Source organism: Saprospiraceae bacterium (assembly GCA_016714025.1).
In the GTDB taxonomy this organism is placed as follows: domain Bacteria; phylum Bacteroidota; class Bacteroidia; order Chitinophagales; family Saprospiraceae; genus Vicinibacter.
Genome location: JADJOB010000001.1, coordinates 577,034 through 594,536, shown reverse-complemented (window position 1 = coordinate 594,536; position 17,503 = coordinate 577,034). Strand labels below are relative to the sequence as shown.

6 protein-coding genes are annotated in these 17,503 nt (G+C 36.8%); all 6 read left to right on the top strand.

Features of this window, described 5'->3' with window-relative positions:
• The first annotated feature begins 4 nt into the window (after positions 1-4).
• The 6 genes from IPJ80_02245 to IPJ80_02220 all read left to right on the top strand — a co-directional run bounded on the left by IPJ80_02245 (position 5) and on the right by IPJ80_02220 (position 16,444).
• On the top strand, positions 5-1,330 hold the full coding sequence (locus IPJ80_02245) for a vanadium-dependent haloperoxidase (GenBank protein ID MBK7912300.1): 1,326 nt from the start codon (positions 5-7) through the stop codon (positions 1,328-1,330).
• The gene (locus IPJ80_02240) at positions 1,314-4,733 is read left to right on the top strand and encodes a VCBS repeat-containing protein (GenBank protein ID MBK7912299.1); all 3,420 of its coding nucleotides are present in this window, start codon (positions 1,314-1,316) and stop codon (positions 4,731-4,733) included. Before IPJ80_02245 ends, IPJ80_02240 begins: the two co-directional genes overlap by 17 nt.
• Before the next feature lie 77 nt (positions 4,734-4,810).
• Complete coding sequence (locus IPJ80_02235) at positions 4,811-8,101, top strand: VCBS repeat-containing protein (GenBank protein ID MBK7912298.1); 3,291 nt, start codon at positions 4,811-4,813, stop codon at positions 8,099-8,101.
• Between the two features lie 26 nt (positions 8,102-8,127).
• Positions 8,128-9,063, top strand: coding sequence for an FKBP-type peptidyl-prolyl cis-trans isomerase (locus IPJ80_02230; protein ID MBK7912297.1), 936 nt, complete (start codon positions 8,128-8,130; stop codon positions 9,061-9,063).
• 395 nt (positions 9,064-9,458) lie between these two features.
• On the top strand, positions 9,459-9,890 hold the full coding sequence (locus IPJ80_02225; GenBank protein MBK7912296.1) for a hypothetical protein: 432 nt from the start codon (positions 9,459-9,461) through the stop codon (positions 9,888-9,890).
• A gap of 50 nt (positions 9,891-9,940) precedes the next feature.
• On the top strand, positions 9,941-16,444 hold the full coding sequence (locus tag IPJ80_02220) for an HYR domain-containing protein (protein MBK7912295.1): 6,504 nt from the start codon (positions 9,941-9,943) through the stop codon (positions 16,442-16,444).
• Positions 16,445-17,503: the final 1,059 nt, after the last annotated feature.

Here is a 17,503-nt window from a genome sequence, read left to right as displayed (position 1 = left end):
TGGGATGAATAAATTATTATTTATTATTTTAATATCTGGACTCGGAGCTTGCACTCACAAAGAGCAATCTGCTGCTGTTGATGAATCTTTTATTCATTATTGTACAGATAAAATATTGGATATAACCATGGAGGATATCTATTCTCCGCCGGTCGCAAGTCGTGTATTCGTTTATCCTTATGTTACTTGTTATGAAGTTATGGAGAATGGTTCTGGACGTTCTTTTATGAAGTATATTTCAAAAGAATGGAATCCGAAACCAGATTTTGATACGTCAGGTATTTCATATCCATTGGCTGCTTTAAAAAGTTTTTGCATTGTTGCAAAGGGGATGGTCTTCAGTGAATATCTGATCGATTCGCTAACAACAGAATTTGAATTGAAGATTAAGGATGTACCAAAGGAAACCCGTCAAAAATCAGAACTTTATGCTGAATTTATTGCTAAACAGGTTAAAGCCTGGATTTTAAAAGATAATTATGCTTTTGTAAAATCAGCTGCACAATATACCATCCCTGATGCGGATAGTACCTGGACCATCACGCCTCCAAGTTATGATAAAGCACTTGAGCCAAATTGGAAATCTTTACGGTATATTTTATTGGATTCCATTAATCAATTTTTCCCGCCGGCTCCTCCACTATTTAGTAAAGATAAGAATTCGCAATTTTATAAATATACTAAAGCGGTATACGATACCAATAATTTAAAAAATAAGGATTTCCAATTATTGGCAAAATACTGGGATGATAATCCAAATGAATATTTTACTACTGGACACAACACCTATTTTACACATCGCATCAGTCCTCCGGGTCATTGGTTAAACATTACCAAAGAATTTTGCAAAAAAAATAATTTAAACCTGCACGAATCCTCTAAAATTTATGCACACGTTTGTCTGGGTATATTTGATGGCATTATAAGTTGTTGGAATGCAAAATATACCTGTCAACTGATACGTCCGGTAACTTATATCAATCGATACATCGATCCGAAATGGACTCCATTTATCCAAACACCACCTTTTCCTGAATATACCAGTGGTCACAGTGTAATTTCAGGTGCGGCTTCGGAAATCTTAATCCACTTTTTTGGAGATAAGTCTTTTCAGGATTCAACCATTGTTCGTTGGGGATTTGATGTAAGATCCTTTAATTCTATTTCTGATGCAGCACTGGAAGCTTCAAGAAGTCGTTTTTATGGCGGCATCCATTATGAGTTTGGTATCAATGAAGGATTGATTCAAGGTCGGAAAATAGGTCGGCATGTAATTAATAAACTGGATTTATTATCAAAAAATAATTCAAACAATGAGAATTCAAAATAAATTGAATTCAGCTGAAATAAACTTGGATTTTAGTATGCTAAAGTGGACACATGATACTGTTTTTATTTTGAATAAAAGATTGATTCAATTGATAATTGGAATTGGGCTTTCCTTTTTACTAACAAATTGTACAACAAAGAATACCCAAGCAGATGAGAAATCTGAGCAAGGAGTTTTTGAGCTTATGGATTCATCAAAAACAGGCGTTTTGTTTAGGAATGATATTGTAGAGTACGATAGTTTTAATTATTTTTATTACGATGAATTTTATGAAGGGGCAGGTACTGGAATTATTGATGTCAATAATGATGGCTTGCAGGATTTGTTTTTTGTATCAAATCAGGGACCTGAAAAATTATACTTAAACAAAGGAAATTTTCAGTTTGAAGACATCTCAGCGAAAGCGGGTATTGAAGGTGGTATGGAATGGTCTAACGGAGTAACCATAGCCGATGTTAATGGGGATGGCTTTCAGGATATTTATATCTCATGCAGGTTATCCGACATAAAGGATTACCGCACAAATCGATTGTATATCAACAATAAAGACAACACATTTACAGAGCGAGCGAAAGAATATGGAATTGATGATGCTGGTTACACGGCACACGCAAGTTTTTTTGATTTTGATTTAGATGGTGATTTGGATTTATATGTAGTCAATCAACCTCCAAATAGCAGGAAGTATAAATTTGAAATGACCGGCAAAGTAGATTTTCAATATACTGATCATTTATATGAAAATGTTAACGGTCGGTTTGTTGACATTACTAAGAAAGCAGATGTAACAAATTATGATTACGGATTGAGTGTGATGATTGGGGACATTTCAAATGATGGCTATCCGGATATTTATGTAGCAAATGATTTTGATCATCCTGATATCTTATTTTTGAATAATCAGGATGGCACTTTTAAGGATATTACCAGTATAAGTCTTAAGCATATGAGCACTTTTAGTATGGGTGGTGATATTGCCGACATGAATAATGACGGTTGGTTGGATTTGATTGTGGTGGATATTGTTGCTGAAGACCATTATCGGAACAAGACCAATATGAGTGGAATGAATCCCAAGAAATTTTGGGATCTTGTTAAACATGGCTATCAGTATCAATACATGTATAACTCATTCCAATTAAACCAAGGCAACGGCTTATTTAGTGAAATAGCATTGATGTCTGGTATTTCAAATACAGATTGGAGTTGGACAACCTTACTAACTGATTTTAATAATGATGGAACCAAGGATGCATTTATAACAAATGGACTTTTAAGAGACGTTCGAAATAAAGATTTTAATACCAAGTGGTTTGAAAAATTAGGGGGAGATATTTCAAGTATGAATCCAATAAATGCAAAGAAAGGTTCTGTCCTGGAGATGATCAATATGGCTCCTTCATACAAGATTAAAAATTATATGTATTCAAATACCGGGGATCTATTATTTAAAAATGTTACTGATTCCTGGAATGTAAACCAATTGTCATTTTCCCAGGGAGCATCAAGTGCAGATTTGGATAACGACGGCGATTTGGATTTAATAGTTAACAATATGAATGACCTTGCTTTTGTTTATCGCAATAAAACAACTGATTTAAAATTACATAATTATTTTCAAATTAAATTGGAAGGACCATCAGGGAATAAAGATGGTTTTGGTACTCGCGTAAAATTATTTATTAAGGATCATTTTCAAATGCAGGAGATGACCAATGTAAGAGGTTATATGTCAACTTCTGAACCTTTATTTCATTTTGGTCTTGCTTCTGAGACTAAAATTGATTCCATTTTATTAAGATGGCCGGATGGGACATATCAAATGTTTAAAGATGTAAATGCAAACCAACGAATAGTAGTAAAATATACAGACGCAAATCCAAATAAAATTGAACAGTTGGATTTTTCTACAAAGAATGTATTTTCTGAAGAAATTTCAGAGCAATGTGTTCCGGGGATCAGCTATCAGGAAAATGAATACGATGACTTTAAAAAGGAAGTTTTACTTCCGCATAAAATGTCCACTTTAGGACCTTGTTTAGCAACCGCAGATGTCAATGGGGATGGCAAGGAAGATTTTTATTTAGGGGGTGCAGCTGGGAAAAGTGGTCAGTTATTTTTACAAAATGACCAACAGACTTTTGATCAAACTGCAAATGGTCCCTGGTTATTACACAAAGCCCAAGAGGATTTGGATGCCTTATTTTTTGATGCAGATGGAGACGGGGATCAGGACCTTTATGTAGTTTCTGGTAGCAATGAATTTGAAGAAAATTCGCTGCTTTATCAGGATCGTTTGTATTTAAATAATGGTAGTGGAAACTTTCAGGATGCGACAAAAAATTTACCAACTATGCTCAACAGTAAATCTGTGGCAAAAAGTGGTGATTTTGACGGGGATGGAGATCTTGATTTATTTGTAGGAGGAAGACAAGTCCCAATGAAATATGGTTTATCAACGAGAAGTTACATCCTTATTAATGAGAAAGGAAGTTTTCAAGATCAGACCGAACGCATCTGTAGTGAGTTGAATGGTTCATTTGGAATGGTAACCGATGCCTGGTGGTTGGATTTAGACAATGACAAAGATTTGGATTTAGCGGTAGTGGGGGAATGGATGCCACTTACGATATTAATAAATGATGGTGGTAAATTAATTAATAAATCAAAGGAATGGAAAACAGATCAATCTGAAGGTTGGTGGAATACTTTGGCCTATGTTGATATCGATGAGGATGGGGACATTGATTTACTTGGAGGCAATTTAGGTTTGAATTCTAAATTTAAAGCTTCCTTAGATAAACCATTTAATGTTTATTTAGGTGACTTTGATAAAAACGGAACACATGATACCTATCTGGGAAGTTTTGATAAAGATGGTAAAGTGTATCCGGTAAGAGGTCGGCAATGTTCATCTGAACAAATGCCATTTATTAAAGACAAATTCAGAACGTATAACGAATTTGCTTTAGCATCTATTGATCAGGTATTAGAAGGAAAGTTAGATGATGCGGTAATTAAAAAAGTACACGAGTTTCGATCCGGTGTTTTTGTAAATATGGGAACTTATTTTGAATTCAAAGCATTTCCCAATTATGCACAAATTGCTCCAATTTATAGTTTCGCGCTCATTGATATTAACCGGGATAAGCATGTAGATTTAATTTATGGTGGAAATTATCACAATCGTGAAGTAGAAACCACGCGGAGTGATGCAGGAGTTGGTGGGATTTTATTAAATCGCGGAAATTTGAAATTAGAATCTGTACCAAGCAATCGGACCGGTTTATTTCTTAACAATGATTTAAGAGAAATGCGTTTGATCTTACTTGGAAATTTCCCGGTTTTATTAACCGCAAATAATAATCAAATCATGCAGGCTAATAAAATTTATATTTATTAAGAGCTTTTGTTTTTAACTTTTCGTTAATAGTTCTTGGATATGATAGATTCTAATTTTGTAAGTTTTAAAATTGAAAGATGAACACATCAAACTATTATTTTTTCGTTTTAATTATTTTTGGATTTATTGGGTGTACTAAATCAAAAAACAATAAATCCGAATCAGGTACCCTGTTTACACTAATGGATCCGAAGGAGACGGGCATACGCTTTGAAAATACCATTCAGGAAACCGAACAACTTAATTATTATTATTATGATGGAATTTATCAAGGCGCAGGAACTGCTGTACTCGATATTAATAAAGATGGTTTGATGGATGTATTTTTTGTTTCCAATCAAGGGCCGGAAAAATTGTATCTAAATAAGGGTGATTTTAAATTTGAAGATATTTCCAATACTGCAAGAATTGAAGGTGGCCCTGAATGGACCACGGGGGCCACGGTTGCGGATGTCAATGGTGATGGATGGGATGATATATTTATAAGTTGTTTTTTATTGGAAAATGTTGAATTGCGAAAAAACAAATTGTATATAAATAATAAAGACAATACGTTTTCAGAACGTTCAAATGAATTTGGATTAAACGATTCAACTTATACAATTAGTGCAACTTTTTTTGATTATGACCTTGATGGTGATTTAGATATGTTTCAGGTTAATCAGCCACCAAATATCGTTTTAAGAAGAATTTCTTCGAAGTTATGGGAGGCAAATCATTCATGTAAGTTGTTTCGAAATGATAATTTTCATTTTACTGATGTAACAAAAGAAGCAGGCGTATTCACACTAGGATATGCACTGAGTGCAGTGTCTGCTGATGTTAATAACGATGGGTATCCAGATTTGTATGTTACGGTAGATTATAAAGAACCAGATTTCTTATTTTTAAATATGAAGAATGGCACATTCCGGGATGTTGCAAAGTCTGCAATGAACCATTTCTCTTTGTTTAGTATGGGATGTGATATTGCGGATTATAATGACGATGGCTTTTTAGATATTTTTTCAGTGGATATGGTTGCCGAGGACCGGTATAGAAATAAAACCAATATGGCAGGGATGGATATACCTAAGTTTTGGAAAAATGTGGAACTCGGATTTCATTATCAATACATGTTTAATTCTTTACAACTAAATCAAGGCTTCGGTTCGTTTAGTGAAATAGCACAATTGGCAGGTATTTCAAAAACAGATTGGAGTTGGTCGGTTTTATTAGCAGATTACGATAACGATGGAGCTAAGGATTTATACATTACAAATGGTTTAATGCGGGATGTAAGAAATAGAGACTACCAAGCCATGTTTGAACAACCGTTTGATTCAATTAAGAGCAAACTGGAATTGGTTAAGAAGGCACCTTCTGAAAAAATCGTGAATTACATGTACCACAATGTAGGGGAATTAAAATTTAAAAATGTGGTAGATGATTGGGGTATGGCGCAAAAAAGTTTTTCAAATGGTGCATCATATGTTGATTTGGATAATGATGGTGACCTGGACCTCATTGTAAATAATATTGGTGATAATGCTTTTATATATCAAAATAATGCAAATAATCGTCCCGGTAGCAATTACCTGCGTTTGAATTTAGTGGGTCCTGAAGGCAACTACAGATCGTATGGGGCGCGAGCAGCGATTTATTATGATAATGGTAAAATGCAAATGTTGGAATTAACAAATGCACGCGGTTATATGTCAACTTCAGAACCTTTCATGCATTTTGGAGTCGGGTCGGTTGAAAAATTGGATTCATTGATTGTACGATGGCCATCCGGTAAAACTTTAAAAAAGAAAGCTGTTAAATGCAATCAAACACTTACTTTAAAAGAAACTGATGCAAGTGAGGAAACGGGAGCACAGTTATTTGAGTTAACTGGAACCGTTTTAACAAAAGATGTTACTCAGGAAATAATTGGTGAAATTCATTCACAGGAAAATTATTACGATGATTATAAAAAGGAAATATTAATTCCACATAAAATGTCTACACTTGGTCCTTGCTTAGCAACAGGTGATGTTAATGGAGATGGAAATGACGATATTTATTTAGGAGGTTGCGCGGGTACAAATGGAGTTTTGTATATTCAACAAGCAGATGGAGGATTTTTACCTTCAACTTCCAGTCCGTGGAATGCACATAAAGCATCCGAAGATATCGATGCATTATTTTTTGATGCAGATGGAGACAAGGATATGGATCTGTATGTTGCCAGTGGGTCCAATGAATTTGCAGTGGGTTCACCACTTTATAAAGACAGACTTTATATTAATGAAGGTGCAGGAAAATTTAGTGATGGAAGCAATCGGATTCCTGCATTGACATTTAGCAAAGGAGTAGTTCGTGCGGCGGATATTGACCAGGATGGAGATCAGGATTTATTTGTTGGAGGAAGACAAGTCCCAGGTTTTTATGGTAAGTCAGAGCGCTCTGCTTTTTTAATAAATGAAAAAGGAACATTTGTTGACAAAACGAAAGACTTGTGTCCTGAAATGGCAACTGCAATTGGCATGGTTTCAGGCGCAACATTTGTGGATCTGGATAAAGACCGTGATTTCGATCTGGTCGTTGTTGGAGAATGGATGAGTCCAATGGTATTTAGTAATGAATCTGGTAAATTTAAAAACGAAACGACTAAATATGGAATGGAGAATTTAAAAGGTTGGTGGAATGTGATTCTATCAGAAGATGTGGATGGAGATGGAGATCAGGATTTAATTGCAGGTAACCTGGGAATGAATACTAAATTTAAAGCAAGCGTTGAAAAACCATTTAAAGTATTCTTAAAAGATTTTGATGAGAATGGGACTTGGGATATTTACCTGGGTTCTTATGATCGCGATGGAAAATACTATCCGGTGAGAGGCAGACAATGCAGCAGTGAACAAATGCCGTTTATTAAGGAAAAATATAAAACCTACAATGAATTTGCTTCACATTCAATCGATGATATTTTAGAAGGCATGAAAGAAGGTGCTATTGTTAAGGATGTAACGGAATTTCATTCCGGTATATTTATAAATGAAGGAGGTTCATTTGCATTTAAGCCATTTAATAATATGGATCAAATTGCACCCATTCAGGATGTTGTTGTGTACGATGTAAACAAAGATGGATACAAAGACTTAATCTATGGTGGAAATTATTACAATCGGGAAGTTGAAACTACACGAAGTGATGCAGGAGTTGGAGGTATCTTGTTAAATGATGGAAAAGGTAATTTTAAACATGTACCTTCGAAACAAACCGGTTTAAAATTAACCCAGGATTTGCGAAAATTGCGCTATGTAAAAAGTGGACCCTATGACCTTATGATAGCTGGATTCAATAATGCCAATTTGAAAGCATATTTATTAGGGCAACAGTAATTGGATTTTTAAAAGAATATAAAAGAATGAGATTAAACATAATAAACTGGATCACCGGATGCTTTGTATTGCTAACGATTAGCAATTCATGTAAAAATGATTATGCTGATTTAAAAGAAGGGACTACAGACCATGGTTACCATTTTATTTGGGCTCGAAATGAAAAGACTCCTGTGGTAAAACCGGGTGAAGTCATTTTTTTTAATGCAGAACTTTACGTGGGGGGTGTATTGGAGCGGAGATCCCAAGACTTGGGGCGAACTATGAAAAAACTCCTTGAGCCTAAAGACAGTTTGCTGCTTGGAACTAAAAAGGTTCCCATTGATCAGTTTTTTCCAATTGCTGAAGTATTTTATTATGTATCTAAAGGAGATAGTATAATAATAGACAAAACAGGAATGTACAAACCGGAAGACAGTTTAAAAACCAAGGAAATAACCTGGAAGATTTCAATATTGGACATCAAACCAGTAAAAGTTGTAGAAGAAGCGGAAGCAAAGCGACTAAAGAAACTTGAAAAGGATAAAGAAATTTGGGAAGGAACACGTAGGGCCGTAGAAACAAATTTTGGACTTTATCTTAAAGATATTGAAGACGGTAATAAATTGGGCTATACCAGTTATACAAAAAGCAATGTCAAGGTTGTGATTTTAAAACCAGGAATGGGTTTAAAACCCGTATTAGGGGAAAAGGTTCGCTTTCATTTTTATGCAAAACATGCAAAATTGGGGCTTGTTGAAGAATCTTACTCCAGAGGAAATCCTGAACAAATTATTGTTGGAGCATTTGCATTAAATATAGGAATTGAAGAAAGCTTATTAGAAATTCCAAAAGGAAGCAAGGCCATGTTGTTTATTCCAGCCAAGATTGCTAATATCTCCTCTAAAATTCCAAGTGCGATCCCAGAAGGAACTAACCTGGAAGTCTTTATAGATTTGCTGGAAGACGAGCCGGAATATTAAATGATTCTTAAAAGTAAGTTAAAATTTTATATATTAAATATAAATCGAATATGAAAATTACCACTTTATTGGTAATGCTAGCTATGTGTCGATTTCTATCTTTGTGCATTCACTGCCCTGTTGTGGGTTGTGATGAATTATAAATAAACCAAACTCAAGACTTAATCTACACGGACGAAGCAATCCCCACTAGTATAAGTCTTTATTTAATGATGTGATTTCAATCAGGCTGTAATCGGCATTGGTAAATCATGTTGTTGTATTTAAAAGATCATTTGATTGTAATAACAATCAGGTGAGCTGATTTGAAACCATAAGGGTTTTGATGCATAGCAGTATGTCTCAAGGCTTTTTTGATAAAGATTTTTTTAACTTAATAACCAAAACTAATTCTCATGAAAAGAACGAATTTGAGACTTTTGGAAAAAGTTGGATCTGCAGGCTTTATTCTATTGTTTATCCTTGCATTTCAATTTTCTTCAATAGGTCAAACAGTGAACTTGGCGAATGCCCCTTTGCCATTTCCAGCGTTAAAAGACCGGGTTAGTGCGATCAACACGATCGATCAGGAATTCCAGACTTATCAATCCTATAAGTCAGGTGTCTTGAACGTAGGTGATCCACAGTCTTTTATGTTACGTGCACGGATTTTATCCCGCTTACGCGAGATCGCTCAATCCAATGCGAGCATTTCTACGTCATCTTGCTTGACGGAAGTATTTTTTGACACCAATATTGGGTATACTACCAACCAAAGCATCAACAGCTTTTATGCTGGAATTTGGCCGGATGAATACAAATATGTGGTTAACCTACTGAAGCGTTAATCTAAATGGCTGTCAATAATCAATTTAAAAAATCTTAAAAACAATATCTCATGAAAGATGTCTTGACATTAATTTCAAAATTTCCCCGGTTCAGCTTGCTGCTTATGGTAGCTTGTTGGGGATTGAATGTGCAAGCTCAAACGTTTACATTTCCAGGCGGTTCAACCGTTTTTGATAATACTTGTACGTTTGCTGCTGCCATGAAATCAACAACAACAGCTTCCGGTTTAACTAGTTGCCACCGATTGGCAAGAGTTACTTTAACTTATACCATGGACTGGCAGACGGACGTTTATTACGGTCTTCAGGCACCAGGTGGTAGAAGAATTTCTTTGTTCACTGGTTCTGGCTGGATCGCTGGAGGTACACATACCTTCAACTTTAATGATACAGCATTGCAGTCAGCAACAGATGCAGGGTTCTTCTTAAATGCAAATCCATATAAGCCAGATGCTACAATCGGTTCCAGTTCTTGGGCTTCAAGAAATGGTGTTGGTTGTTCTACTGACTTCAATCCTCAATTCTGCTCATTAAACGACCTGACCAGTACTACTGTTGCTGGAGATCGTATTGGTGATGTTGCGAATTTGAACGGAACTTGGACTATGGTAGGTTATGATACCTGGGGTGGAAATCAAGGAACGTTTGTTACTGGTAACGTAATATTCGAACAGGCTGCAAACATTGTTGGTTCTCCTACTCCAATTATACTTCCATTGGCTCCAGGGTCATGTTCTCCTGCTCCTATTGCATGTATTGCTTCAACAGGTTGTGCTCCAACGCAACCAGTTCGGACTGAATATAGCTTAACTCCGGTTAGTGCAACCTGCTTTAGTTCTTTAACAGGATTTCGAAGCTGTCCTGCTGGTGGTGTTGTAATTGGTCAAGCTGGTACGACCAGATTGTACTGGAGAACTCGTGCTGGTAGCGTTGACGATACAGCTTCTCAAACCATTGTAATCGCAGATACAGAACCTCCTGTATTTAATCCGGCTTGCCCTAAAGGAGGTCGTGTTAACTTAAATGCAGGTCCTGGCGAATGCGAAGTGGCTTGGAATGCTCCTATGTTTATGGCGATGGACAACTGTCCTTATCCATTAGTATTCGGTCAAAACGTAGGTCTTGTTGGTTGTAATTCATATGGTCAGAATTTCTGCGGGATCAACGCATGCGGTGACTCTGGTGGTTATTTCTTTGACATTAGAAATAAAAGCAACTGTCCAATGTATATCCGCGGTTTTGCAAGTGTATTTACCAGTGGTGCGAATACCACAGCAGGTACCTTCGAGGTTTATACCCGTAATACTGCAAATACATCTTGGAGAGCAGCTCCAACTGGTGGTTGGCCAGCAGCAGGTAATACTTGTTTAAACAATATGCCTAAATCTGCCTGGACTCTTTTAAAAACTACTGGTGCAACTGACTCAGTTCGTACCTATGCATGGACGAATGGTGCGGCTTTCCAAAAAGATACGATCTATTTGGCTAAACCAGCAGCAGGTACACGTCAAGGTCCAATTTGTAATGCGAGCAATGTAACTCAAACTGCAAGTGGTAATGGTGGTATCTTATTGAATCCTGGTGAGATCAGAGGTTTTGGTATCTTAGGTACTATCAACTCTGGTATGAGTATGAACTTACCTGGATTTGGTACTTGCGTTAATACTTTCCAAGACAGTATCATCGCAATCAATCCAGTTCACAACTCTCCAGCAGGTAGTGTCGGTGTTATTTCTGTTAACTTAGCAGGAGCTAACTTCGGTATTGCTTGTAGCCCATTCGGATTTCCTGGTGAGGTATTGTATTCAAGAATTGACCCAAATGGCTTAGGTATGGTTCCGGTTATTCAAACCTGCGGACAACCTTATGGTCCTGGATCTTATTTCCCAATTGGTTGTAAGACATTATGCTATGAAGCTGTTGATGCTTCAAATAACCGTACAGTTTGTCAATTTGACGTATGCGTACTTCCTTATCCAAATACAGTAACAGCTTTAGCATGTCATGATGAAATTCAAGTGAGCTTGGATGAAAACTGTTTTGCTACAATTGGCGCTGATGAGGTATTATCCGGTGGCCCATACCGTTGTTACGATGATTATACTGTAGAGGTTCGTGATTGGATTACCAATACCATCATCGATCGTCAGCCTAATGTAACTGGATCTCAGGTAGGTAACCAAGATATCGGAAGAGAATTAAAAATTACTGTACGTGATCCACAAACTGGAAACAGTTGCTGGGGACATGCTACCGTTGAAGATAAATTACCTCCAGTATTAACATGTGCAAGAGATACTTGCGTTCCTTGTTATTCTGAAACAACTCCGTTCTTTACAGGTACACCTGGTGTACGTGAAAACTGCGGAAGCTATACAATTTCTTACAAAGACAATGTAACTCAAGGTTCTTGTGCAATTGGCAACGACCGCGTTATTAGACGTACCTGGACTGTTGTTGATGCATCTGGCAATAAAGCTACTTGCGTTCAGACAATTACAGTTGGTTTAGGTTTATTAACAGATGCTGTTGTGCCTTTAAATTATGACAACATTGAAAATCCAATGTTGAATTGCAATGAGAAAATCTATGATAAAGACGTTACCCCACATTACTTAGCATACCCATATTGTGTTGATGGCTACTTGTTAGACTCTGCACATTGGTTTGCAACAGGTGGTTTCTTACCAAGTCCTAATGGTGACTTAGCCGGAGAGCGTTTACCTAGAGTATTAGGTTGGAATTGTTTGGATTCAGGTCCATACCAAGGCCACCCAAATCCTTACCCAGTGTATTACCCTGCACACCCAAGCTGGAGAGCAAACAATCCAGTATGTTGGGGACCAGATGAGGTAGTTATGTGGCAAGGTACAGGATACCCAGGTGGTATCAACTGCCGTAACTTAGGTGTTACTTACAAAGATATCGTTATTGACTTGGCTCGTCCAGGTTGCGATGCAGGACCAGTAGGTTGCTATAAAGTATTAAGACAATGGACTGTTTTGGATTGGTGTACCAGCTTAGTTGGTGGTCATAACCAAATCATTAAAGTTGCTGATGCTTATGGACCAGAAATTCTGTATCCAGATACAGTTAACGTTAATATGGAAGTTTGGACATGCACAGGTCGTTGGGAAGTTCCACCAGCCTGGTTGAGAGACAATTGTTCAAATGAAATCCACTATACAGTTGAAGTTGAAGATGGTACTGTTTTGGGTGACGAAAATGCAGGATATGTTGTAATCAACATGCCGGTTGGAATCCAAAGTGGTTATATCATTGCAGAAGACTGCTGTGGTAACGTAACTAAGAAAAGAATTGCATTAAACGTATTTGATAACGTGCCACCAGTTGCAGTTTGCGAAGCTAAAACTGTAGTAAGCATTAATGGTAATCAATCACCTGGTGAAAACTTTGCAAAAATATTTGCAGAATCTTTTGATCAGGGAAGTTTTGACAACTGTGCTCCTCATATCTTCTTCAAGGCAATCCGCATGGAGCAGTTAAGAGGTACAAACAACGGTAGCAATGCAAATCAGGCTGATAACGGTACAAACTGTGCTGGAATCAATGGCGATGACAACTCAGTTTTGGATGGTAACCAAATTTATTTTGATGACCATGTTAAATTCTGTTGTTCAGATGTTGGTAAAACAGTAATGGTTGTATTCCGTGTATTTGATCGCGATCCAGGCGCAGGCCCAATTGCACCAAACCGTATGAACCCAGGTGGACCATTGTTCAACCGCTTCAGCGATTGTATGGTTGAAGTTGAAGTACAAGATAAGAGTGTACCTACAGTAGTTCCACCACCAAATATCGTGGTAAGCTGCTGGTTCTGGTTTGACGTTGATAAAATTGACGATCCAAACGATCCAACATTCGGTCGTGTAGTTACTGACTTGTCTCAAAGACATAAAGTAGTTACTAATGACTTAGTATGTTACAAATATTGTGTACGTAATGATTATACTGGTTACCCAGGATATGTACCTGGTGCACCACCATCAAACCCACCAGCTTGGAACAGAGCTTGTGATTACTACAGAAGCTTGTTTGATACAGCTCATTATGACAGAAAATATGAATTGGTTTGGGGATTTGACGGATACGTATTAAGCGCATGCGGTAATACACCAACCATCAGTGTAAATGATAACAGAGAGTGCGGTCAGGGTCAAATTACCCGTACGATCGTAGCTCGTGGACCAAATGGTATCAGCGTAACAGGAACTCAGATTATCTGGGTTGTTGATTGCGATCCATTCTATATCAACGGAGCTGACAATTGCGATCCAGATGATGACATTACCTGGCCAGGTAACTGTACAGGTCAGGCAACTACTATTGATGGTTGTGGAGCTGACATCAGCCCAGACAATCCATTATTAGGAAGACCTGTAGTAGAAAACGGAGCAGACGATCTTTGTGCATTAATCAGTATCGAGTATGTGGATGAAATATTCACAATCGAACCAGATGCATGCTTCAAAGTATTACGTCATTGGACAGTAATTGACTGGTGTCAATACGATCCAAGCATCGATCCAGAAAATGGTCGTTGGGAATATTTACAGATTATCAAAGTTCATGACACAGACAAACCAGTTGTAAGTATCAGCGTTGGAGATTGCGAACCAGCAGTTAAGAATGCAACAGACAACATTTGTTATGGTCACATCAGCTTAACAGCAGATGCAACAGATAACTGTAGCCCATTGGATTGGTTATTCTATGACTATAAAATTGATTTATTCAATGATGGTAAAGGACAACATTCAGGATATGACTATAAAGTAGGTCCATTAACTCGTAAAGAGTTTGCTGCAGGTCGTACACCATTGTTCCACCATAACCCAGCTGCTGACGATGAAAACAATCCATTCGATGCAAGCGGTAACTATCCAGTTGGTATCCATAAGATCTGCTGGTTTGTAGAAGATGGTTGCGGAAACATTGGAACATTATGCCAATTATTTGAAATCAAAGATTGCAAAGCACCAACACCATATTGTTTGACCGGAGTAATTACCGTACCAATGCCAACAAGCAAGTGCGTAACAATCTGGGCAAAAGATTTGGATAGAGGAAGCTATGACAATTGTACAGATCAGGATGACCTGAAATTCTATTTCAATGGAGATCCAAATGCAACAAGCATTACAATATGCTGCGATGATTTCGTAGCAGCAGGTGCAAATGACGAGTTGTTAGTAGATGTTCAAATGTGGGTAGAAGATGAAGAAGGAAATACTGACTACTGCAAAACAGTAATCATCGTACAAGACAATCAAGATGTTTGTCCTAATACAGGTTCATTCGGTAATATTACTGGTGAATTGAAAACTGAAAACGACGATCAGACTGAATTATCTAATGTTGAGTTATTAGTTTCTTCAAATATGATGAAGAGTATGGTTACCAGCAACGATGGTAAATACTTATTCGGAGATTTGAAACCTAATACATACCGTGTTAAACCTACTAGAAATGACGATCCATTAAATGGAGTATCTACTAAAGATATCGTTAAGATTCAAAGACATATTCTTGGAATTGAGACTTTAAACAGTGGATACAAAATGGTTGCGGCTGACGTTAACAACAGTGCTACAATTACTGCTGCAGACGTATCTGAAATCAGAAAGTTAATCTTAGGTGTAAACAGCAACTTCTCTAAAGTACAATCTTGGACATTTATTCCTAAGACTTATGTTTTCGGAAGCAATCCATTCATTGCACCAAGAGAATCTAATCAGGTTATTACTGCTCAAGAAAAATTGATTGAAAACTTTGTAGCCGTTAAAATGGGTGATGTAACAACTGACGCCAGAGGCCACAACGTTGCAGGAAGCAGCAGCAGAAATAATGGTAAATTACATTTAGAAGTTGACAACAACGTAACTGTTGCAGGTGAGCTTTATAAAGTAGCTTTCAAATCAAGCGACTTTACAAATATCGCAGGTTACCAGTTTACATTGAAATTCGACCGTCAGGCATTGGCATTCGAAGGAATCGAAGCAGGTGCATTGAATGTTGATGAGTCAAACTTTGGAACAACTCAAGTAAGCAACGGTATTTTGACTACAAGCTGGGATAGCAAAGTAGCTCAAAGTGTTGATGCAAATGCAACCTTATTCACAGTTGTATTCCGCGCAAGTAGCCAATCAAGCATTGGAAGCTTGTTAGCAATTACAAGTGATGTAACTACAGCAGAAGCTTATGATGCTCAATTGAGCACAAAAGACATCAGCTTAGGTGTACGTACAGAAAAAGGTGTGGTAGAAAGTGGCGTATTCGAATTGTATCAAAACAGTCCGAACCCATTTGCTAAAGAAACTGTAATTTCTTACAGACTTCCACAAGCAGGAGAAGCTAAATTGAGTATCTATGACGTAACCGGCAAGGTATTGAGAGTATTTGAACTCAATGGCGTAAAAGGAATGAATACTGTTAAAGTACAGAAATCAGAATTGAACGCTACCGGAGTATTATACTATCAGTTAGATGCCGCTGACCATACAGCAACTAAAAGGATGGTAGTGATCGAATAAGATCACTACTTTCCCAAAATCCTCTTAGTTAGCGATGATATATTATCGACGATTGAGAAAAAGTTAAATCGGTTTTTGGGATGGCCTCTTCTCGAGTGATCGGGAGGGGGCTTTTTTTTTGTGGCAATCTCAGATTTTAGGTTTCCACCTTATCTTAAGAATATACTTCAATCAAATTTTATTTCACCTCTTCTCGAATGATCGGGAAGAGGTTTTTTTATAATGTAGATCCAATCAAAAAATTATCCCTGAACTTTGATATCTACTAAAGTCAGGAATAGTATTAAAATTTGTTTGAGATTTAAAGAAGTTACCAAGACTATACTTCAAGTAAAAATTTAGCTGAAGAAGGTTTTTCAATTTTCTACTAATCAAATTGCAAATGAGCTAGCAGAATTTAAAACTATTGTCCACTACAACATACCCTGTGAGCATTAGACAATAAAATCAAAGGGCAATTCTAGAAAAGTAAACTTCCGGACATTGGAACTTTAAGCGTTCAAATTAGAAATATGCTGTATTGAGGAAAATGCTAAGCTACTTTTACTAAAGCCTTCTTTGGTATTGATTTTAAATACCGAATAAAATGTAAGAACCTTATTCTTGGTTCATAAAGGCCTAAATGGCAAAATCACCCATTCTCATGATGCCTGATTATTGAATGTATGTGATTCATTCTGCTAAAATTCTTATGACATTAGGTTTTATGATTTCGATCCATATGCATTTGCTAACAATAACTAATTAAAAATGAGCGAATTAGAAACCTGGTTTATATATAGGAAATAAAAATATTAAAAATACCCAAACAATTGTATTACAGACTAATAAACATTATATAATTTTGTAATATGAAATAAATTCCATTAGTGAGTTTATTTGAACATCCCTGATTCTCCCACCCATACAGTTTAATTTAATCCCAATACGGTAGCCTGTATTCCAGACTTACACACAGAGGTTTATTCCTCAAATTTTACATTGACCATTCAGGTAAGACATAGGGTTTCTTCGGTTTTCCCAACCGGATAAGCTTGATTTAGGATTTAGCAAATTACA